The sequence below is a fragment of the Cytobacillus sp. genome, assembly GCF_964223445.1.
In the GTDB taxonomy this organism is placed as follows: domain Bacteria; phylum Bacillota; class Bacilli; order Bacillales; family Cytobacillaceae; genus Cytobacillus.
Genome location: NZ_CAXQGS010000116.1, coordinates 1 through 7,013 on the forward strand (window position 1 = coordinate 1; position 7,013 = coordinate 7,013).

6 protein-coding genes are annotated in these 7,013 nt (G+C 39.5%); 4 read left to right on the plus strand and 2 right to left on the minus strand.

Going from position 1 to position 7,013, the window contains the following annotated elements:
* Positions 1 to 15 precede the first annotated feature (15 nt).
* Entirely contained in the window at positions 16 to 1,734 is a 1,719-nt protein-coding gene (locus ACEQ1T_RS20045) for a transglycosylase domain-containing protein (protein WP_372530252.1), read from the minus strand.
* 518 nt (positions 1,735 to 2,252) lie between these two features.
* Between ACEQ1T_RS20045 and ACEQ1T_RS20050 the strand changes: the two genes are divergently transcribed.
* Entirely contained in the window at positions 2,253 to 2,789 is a 537-nt protein-coding gene (locus tag ACEQ1T_RS20050; protein WP_370224427.1) for a universal stress protein, read from the plus strand.
* A gap of 52 nt (positions 2,790 to 2,841) precedes the next feature.
* Here the strand turns inward: ACEQ1T_RS20050 and ACEQ1T_RS20055 are convergent, their stop codons facing one another.
* Positions 2,842 to 3,309 carry a helix-turn-helix transcriptional regulator gene (locus ACEQ1T_RS20055; RefSeq protein WP_009331481.1) on the minus strand — a complete coding sequence of 156 codons (468 nt, stop codon included), beginning with the start codon at positions 3,307 to 3,309 and terminating at the stop codon, positions 2,842 to 2,844.
* A 270-nt stretch (positions 3,310 to 3,579) separates the two neighbouring features.
* On the opposite strand from ACEQ1T_RS20055, the gene ACEQ1T_RS20060 reads away from it, so the two are divergent.
* From ACEQ1T_RS20060 to ACEQ1T_RS20070, 3 genes are all read left to right on the plus strand, one after another.
* Positions 3,580 to 4,719, plus strand: a complete 1,140-nt coding sequence (locus ACEQ1T_RS20060; RefSeq protein WP_206834917.1) for a histidine kinase N-terminal domain-containing protein — start codon at positions 3,580 to 3,582, stop codon at positions 4,717 to 4,719.
* 131 nt (positions 4,720 to 4,850) lie between these two features.
* Positions 4,851 to 5,393 carry a GNAT family N-acetyltransferase gene (locus ACEQ1T_RS20065; protein WP_370224428.1) on the plus strand — a complete coding sequence of 181 codons (543 nt, stop codon included), beginning with the start codon at positions 4,851 to 4,853 and terminating at the stop codon, positions 5,391 to 5,393.
* A 244-nt stretch (positions 5,394 to 5,637) separates the two neighbouring features.
* Positions 5,638 to 6,930 (plus strand): hemolysin family protein, encoded by a 1,293-nt coding sequence (locus ACEQ1T_RS20070; RefSeq protein WP_370224430.1) that lies wholly within the window; start codon positions 5,638 to 5,640, stop codon positions 6,928 to 6,930.
* The last annotated feature ends 83 nt before the right edge of the window (positions 6,931 to 7,013 follow it).

Here is a 7,013-nt window from a genome sequence, read left to right on the forward strand (position 1 = left end):
GGCGACCACCGAGATCTACACGCTCGTCGACACTCTTTCCCTACACGACGCTCGTCCGATCTTTCCTGTCGTCCCGGCAACGTCTCTGCCGGGTATTTGGGCAGCCTTCCCTGTACCATGCTGAACTACCCCAAGAAGCATGGTTGTCACTTTATCTGCAACATCCTTTGATATGACTCTTGTGTTTTCACCTTTCCATTCTGCAACTGTCTCCCCATCTTTATCAACTATTTTTGTAATGGAGTGGGCTTCCGGCCTTTCACCGCCATTTGCAAACACAGCATATGCTTGAGCCATAGTTAGAGGAGAAACACCTTCATTTGTACCCCCAAGGGCGAGTGCCAGATTTTGATTGATGGCAGCTTCAGGTATGCCAAATCTCTTCGCGGCATCCACTCCTTTTTCCACGCCAATCTCATCCAAAAGCCATACTGCAGGAACATTCAAAGAATCCTTGACTGCTTCATACATCGGCACATTTCCCCGGAACTGGCCATTATAGTTATTTGGCTCATAATCTTTGCCAAATGTCATTCTCTCATCCTTAAGTTCATCCTTAATTTCCCAACCCGATTCCAGTGCCGCTGTGTACGGTACAATCGGCTTCATTGTTGATCCAGGCTGGCCAACTTTGTGAACAGCACGGTTATGGCCCAGAAGGGTATGTTCGCCTCTTCCCCCTGCAAGGGCACGGATTCCGCCATTCTGGGGATCCAGAAGTATGGCTCCGCTTTGCACCGGCTGATCTCCCGTACCTTTAGGGAATAATTGATCATTTTTATACGTTTCTTCTACACTGCCCTGCATATCCTGATCAAGCTCTGTGTAAATTTGATAACCGTTACTAAGAAGATCATCAAGGGAAATATTATACTTATTTATAGCTTCTTCAAGAACAACATCAACATAGTAAGGGTATTTCCCTTTAAGAGGATCTCCCCCGCCGTCTTCAAAAACAAGCTTTTCATTTTTAGCTTTTTCCCATTCTTTTTCTGAAATAAAGCTGTATTCCTTCATGCGATCAAGCACGAGGTTTCTTCTTTCAATTGCTTTCTCTTTATTTTGGTAAGGATTGATCGCTGAAGGGGCTTTAACCAGCCCAGCAAGCAGTGCTGCTTCGCTAATTGAAAGATCCTCCACATCCTTTGCATAGTATTTCATCGCTGCACGCTTTATGCCCCAGGCACCTTCTCCAAAATAAACCTGGTTTAAATACATCTGAAGAATTTCGTCTTTGCTGTATTCTTTTTCTATCTCAAGCGCAAGGAAAAATTCTTCCAGCTTCCTTTTATATGTTTTCTCTGCAGACAATAAGGCGTTTTTAGTCAGCTGCTGGGTAAGCGTACTGCCCCCCTCAACAATTCCGCCTGCCTTCAGATTTGTATAAAAGGCTCTGCCTATACCTTTTAAATCAATTCCTCCATGATCATAAAAACGGTGGTCTTCAATGGCAATAACCGCATTCTTCATATGATCAGGAATTTGATCAATTGAAATGCCTTCATTTTTATTTGCCGAGATCTTGCTGGCTACTTCCCCATCAGCGTCATAAATGACTGTAGATTGTGCCAGCCCTGCTTCAAGTGCACTTATATCCGCATCCTTGTATGAAAAATAAACGAAGCTTAAGAAAGCCAAGACTAATGTAGATGCAAGCAATATGGATACCTGTGTCAGGTGCAGCTTTTTCCAAGTTGACTGAAACTTTTTAATAACTGAAGTTCTCTTTCTCATATTTCCTCCAATACCTCTTGCTGAAATATCATTTTGCTGGTTTAACGGCAGCCTCTAGACTATACCGATATCAGCATACCTGCAAAGAATATGTTTTCATATAGTATTTTGTTCCCAGCTAAAAACTATAATTCTCCCAGACATATACATGTACCCAAAAACTCAAATTATTTATCATCTTTTGTACATTTTATTTTTAGTCTTTATTACCCGGAATTTACTTTCCAGATTAAAAGGTGACAAAACTCCCAATGCGGCATCAATGAAAAAAAGCAATCGTTGACCGAATGCTTTTTGATAAGATGGAATTTTTGCAGACGCTTGGAACTCGGGTGCTTCATAGCATTCCATATGAGCTTGCCTCATTTTTATTAATACTAGAATCTACGAAGCAATATCGTTTTTTGTGGGGGTATGCACAAATTTTTCAGGAACCCTTTGATTTACAATGATTGACTTCTTGCAATAAAGGGTATATGACGAATAAGTTTCCTTACCTTAAGAAGGGGTGAACTATTATGTTCTTTGAAAAAATTGTAGTTGGCTATGATGATACAGATGGAAGCAGACAGGCTTTAAATATGGCAATCGAATTGGTTAAGCAGCATCCTGAAACCCAGCTTCTGATTACACAAGTCTTTGAGGAGACAATTGAAAATGTTCCCATAAGCAATGAGAAAGCAATAGAGCCTGTAAGGACAAATGGCTATCTGCTGGAAGGAATTCAAATACCGCCCCTGCCGGTATATCATGATGAATCCTCAGCAACGACTCACGCAAGAGTGAAACATAGTGTTGACAATACTTTTTTTAATGCAAGGGAAATTCTTGAACCGTATAACATTAATGTAAAGTTCGATGTTATAGAAGGAAGTCCCGCTGACAGCATATCTGAATATGCAGCTGCCGAAAATGCCGATTTAATTATAGTGGGGAGCTCAGGCAAAGGCGGAATTAAAAAGATGTTCCTTGGGAGCACCAGTTCAAAAATTGCCAAAAATTCTCCTTGCCCAGTGCTTATAGCTAAAGATAAGGAAAATCCGCAAATCCCCTAAAACAGGAAAGCAGCCCGCCGGCTGCTTTCTTATAATTAATAGAATACACCTATTACTGAAGGCCTTTATTCTCTGCAGCCAGCTCCTCAAACCGTTCTTTAGAAGATGCTTCATCAAAACTGCTGTAAATTCTAAAATGGTCCTGATCAATAATCCTGTAATGCTGGCTGATGATATTCTGCTGAAGGATCAAACCGTTGCTTCTCTTCAATTCCCGCCACCAGAGCTTTCCGCCAAGAGTCTTTTCCTTCCTATAATCGATTCCCTCTCTTGCAATAGTCTCCAGAACTTCAAGGGGTTCGTTTCCAAACAGAAATCGGACTGTTTCCGTTTCCCTGAATAAGGCACATACAGCCACCACAGTCGACCATCCTGCTTCTGCCCGCCCTTTCTCAATTTGAACCAGTGTCTTCTTTGAAACACCAATAATTTCCGCCATCTTATCCTGTGTGTATCCTGCTTCTGTACGGATAAGACGGATCTTATCTGAAACTTTCAGTATAATTTCATCTCTAGTCAATGCAGCTTCATTCCCTTTTCATTGTTGGTGTAAATTTACACCTGTTACTATATTATAAAAGAAATAGTGACAATTTTACAAATAAAAAACTGCCTTGTTATTTAAATATACCAATTGTCACAAAAAAATGACTGTGCTTTTTGTCACAAGTATGGCCATAATCCATAGGGTAAAATTACTGTTATTTTCCATTAAATTAACAGAGGATTTTGCCGTAATCTATCGAAATCTATGGGATAACTGTTTTAATGTGAAAAAGTGGAGGGTAAAATGACGATTGAAACAAATAATGCCATATTGGAACTTCTGCTAACGGAAAAAGAAGACCTTTTAAGTGAATGGAATGAAAAAATCCTCATTAATAAGGATGATCCTTTTAAGGATAAAATCAAAGATAATGGCAACGCCATGTTCCAATTAATTATTCAATTTTTGATAAAAGACGGCGATGAACTTGAAGAATATATTCAGAAACTTGCCTACTCTGTGGCTGAGCAGCGAGTGAAAGCAGAAATTAATATTGGAGACTTTGTTTATAATGTCAACTTGGGGAGAACAATCGTTCTCGATATATTGAATCGTTCCGAAATACATTTTCATGAACTGCAAAGACAGTACGAACGAATCGGTTATTGCTTCGATAAATTCTTATACCACGCTGTTTCCAGATACACGGATGCAAAAGATCAGATCATAAAGGAAAAGACACAATTTATCGATTCGACCCATAAAGATAGATTGACGCTGCTCGGCCAGATGACTTCCAGCTTTATTCATGAATTCAGAAATCCGCTTACATCTGTACAGGGGTTTATCCAGCTGTTAAAGTCCGAAAATCCCACCATGAAATATTTGGACATCATATCAAATGAACTGGAGCAGCTGAATTTTAGAATTTCACAATTTTTGCTTCTCTCAAAAAAGGAACTGATTGGAAAAGAGAAAATCACTTTCTCTCTAAATGAATTAATAGATGAAGTCCTGATATTTTTATACCCCAGTATTCTGGATGGAAAGGTTAAGATTCTACAGGATATGAACGAAGATATATATTTGAATGGCTATGCTGATGAAATCCGTCAAGTATTTATCAATATTATCTTCAATGCCATTGATGTGCTTACTCAGTACCGCAGTGACCCTGTCATTCATATTAAAAGCAAATGGACTCCAGAAGGACACATAAAGCTTGATATTGCTAACAATGGGCCTAGAATTCCAGAGCATCTCGTCAGTTCCATTTTCGAACCGTTTGTTACAACAAAAACACTTGGAACAGGGCTGGGTTTATTTGTATGCAGAGAGATAATTGAAAAACATCAAGGGACACTGACCTGTGATACAGAGTCGGATTGGACCGTTTTCAGCATAATCCTGCCAACTGAAAAACAGACAAAAGGCAAAGGCTGACTCCAAATTGAGGAGCAGCTTTTTTATATTACTGGCTGAAAAGCTTTCATGATTTTAACCAAAAATATATATTTTTATTTTATTTCAGATTATTATTAATATATTTACTGATTATTGGAGGAGATTGCCCCATGTTTTCCTTAAAAGCAGATGAAGATATAGAATTGCAATTGTTCCAGCTGCATCATTCAGAAGAGCTTTTCAACCTGGTGGACACAAACCGCAGTCATTTAAGAGAATGGCTTCCATGGGTAGATAATATGGCTTCACCTGTACAATATCACTCTATTATTCCAATATGGCTGAAACAGTTTGCAGATAACAACGGCTTTAATGCAGGTATCCGTTATCAGGGAAAACTTGCAGGCTCTATTGGTTTTCACCAGATCGACTGGAATAACAGACAAACCAGCATTGGGTATTACCTTGCAAAGGATTTTGAGGGAAGCGGAATTATGACACGAAGTGTGCAAGCCATGATTAATCATGCTTTCTTTCATTTAAGACTGAACAGAATCGAAATACGGTGCGGGATCAGAAATGGAAAAAGCCGCGCGATACCGGAGAGGCTCGGCTTTCGTCAGGAAGGAATCATCCGGGATGGAGAGTACCTTTATAATCGATATCACGACCTTGCCGTATATGGACTTCTGGCAAGAGAATGGAATTATTGAAAAGAAAAGCCGATGGCGCCTGGAGCTAGACAGTTATCTACCTTCAGAATTTATACGTTTCACTTTCGAAAAAGCCTGCCTTCAGGCTTTTTTATTATTTACTGGTTACCTTCCTCCTAATTAAGGGTACTTTCTTATTAAAGAAATCCTTTATTCCAGGTTTATTTGTAAAATTCATGAATAAGGGAAAAGTACTTATAATAAAGGAGGTGCCGGCTCCTTACATATCGTGTAAGGATTTTATATGATCACCCTTAACCTATTTTTATTATTTCTCTTAATTGCATTAACTGCTTTTTTTGTTGCATCTGAATTTGCCATTGTTAAAGTCCGGACTTCACGTATTGACCAGCTTATTATGGAGGGAAATGCTAAAGCCCGTTCAGCAAAACAAGTTATAAGCAGTCTGGATGAATACTTATCTGCCTGTCAGCTTGGGATTACGATTACAGCACTGGGCCTCGGCTGGCTTGGTGAACCGACTATTGAGAGGCTGCTCCATCCCCTATTTGAAAGCATTAACTTACAGGCTTCCATAACTCATATCCTCTCTTTTGTTATTGCTTTTTCTGTTGTGACATTTCTTCATGTGGTTATTGGAGAACTGGCGCCAAAAACCTTTGCCATACAAAAAGCAGAGGCAATAACGTTATCTTTTTCAAAACCATTAATAGTATTTTACAGGATTATGTATCCATTTATTTGGATTTTAAATGGTTCAGCAAGAATTATCACAGGGTTATTTGGACTGAAGCCTATTTCAGAAAGTGAAATGGCCCATTCAGAGGAAGAGCTGCGGATTATCCTATCTGAAAGCTTAAAGAGCGGAGAAATCAATCCATCAGAATATCAGTATGTAGATCGAATTTTTGAGTTTGACAATAGAATTGCTAAAGAGATAATGGTTCCTCGAACCGAGATCGTTACCCTTCCGGAAGATTCATCATTGGCAGAAACCCTGGATCTCATATTGAATGAGCGATACACCAGATATCCTGTTACGGCGGGTGATAAAGATAATATTCTGGGGATTATTAATGTAAAGGAAATCTTAACAGACTGCGTTAGAAAAAAGTGTGAAGGCAAACACCCTTTACGGCAATATATTAAACCTGTCATCAGGGTGATTGAAACCATTCCCATTCACGACTTGCTCCTAAGAATGCAAAAAGAGCGGTCCCATATGGCAATTCTCCTTGATGAGTACGGCGGAACAGCTGGAGTGGTCACAGCTGAAGATATCCTCGAAGAAATTGTAGGCGAAATTCGAGACGAATTTGATGCCGATGAACTTCCGCTTGTTCAAAAGTCCGGAGAAAATCATTATATCCTGGATGCAAAGCTGCTGATTTCAGAAGCAAATGACCTCCTGGGAACTTCATTATCTGATGATGATGTAGACACAATCGGAGGCTGGATAATGACGCAGAAGTATGATGTGATTCAAGGAGACTTTATTGAAGAAGAAGGATTCAGATTTATTATTAAGGACAAGGAAGGGCACCATATTTCCTATATTGAAGTTGTGAAAATATAACCTGCATTTTTAATGACCGGGAGCGATTTTCTTGCTCCTGGTTTTTGTTCGCCTTCGAGCTTCTTATGCTGAAGCAGTCATCT

What these genes read in the sequence shown, in the direction of transcription:
- ACEQ1T_RS20065 (WP_370224428.1), top strand. Translation starts at nt 4,851, where the DNA reads ATGTTTTCCTTAAAAGCAGATGAAGATATAGAATTGCAATTGTTCCAG.
- ACEQ1T_RS20070 (WP_370224430.1), top strand. Translation starts at nt 5,638, where the DNA reads ATGATCACCCTTAACCTATTTTTATTATTTCTCTTAATTGCATTAACT.
- ACEQ1T_RS20045 (WP_372530252.1), bottom strand. Translation starts at nt 1,734, where the DNA reads ATGAGAAAGAGAACTTCAGTTATTAAAAAGTTTCAGTCAACTTGGAAA.
- ACEQ1T_RS20050 (WP_370224427.1), top strand. Translation starts at nt 2,253, where the DNA reads ATGTTCTTTGAAAAAATTGTAGTTGGCTATGATGATACAGATGGAAGC.
- ACEQ1T_RS20060 (WP_206834917.1), top strand. Translation starts at nt 3,580, where the DNA reads ATGACGATTGAAACAAATAATGCCATATTGGAACTTCTGCTAACGGAA.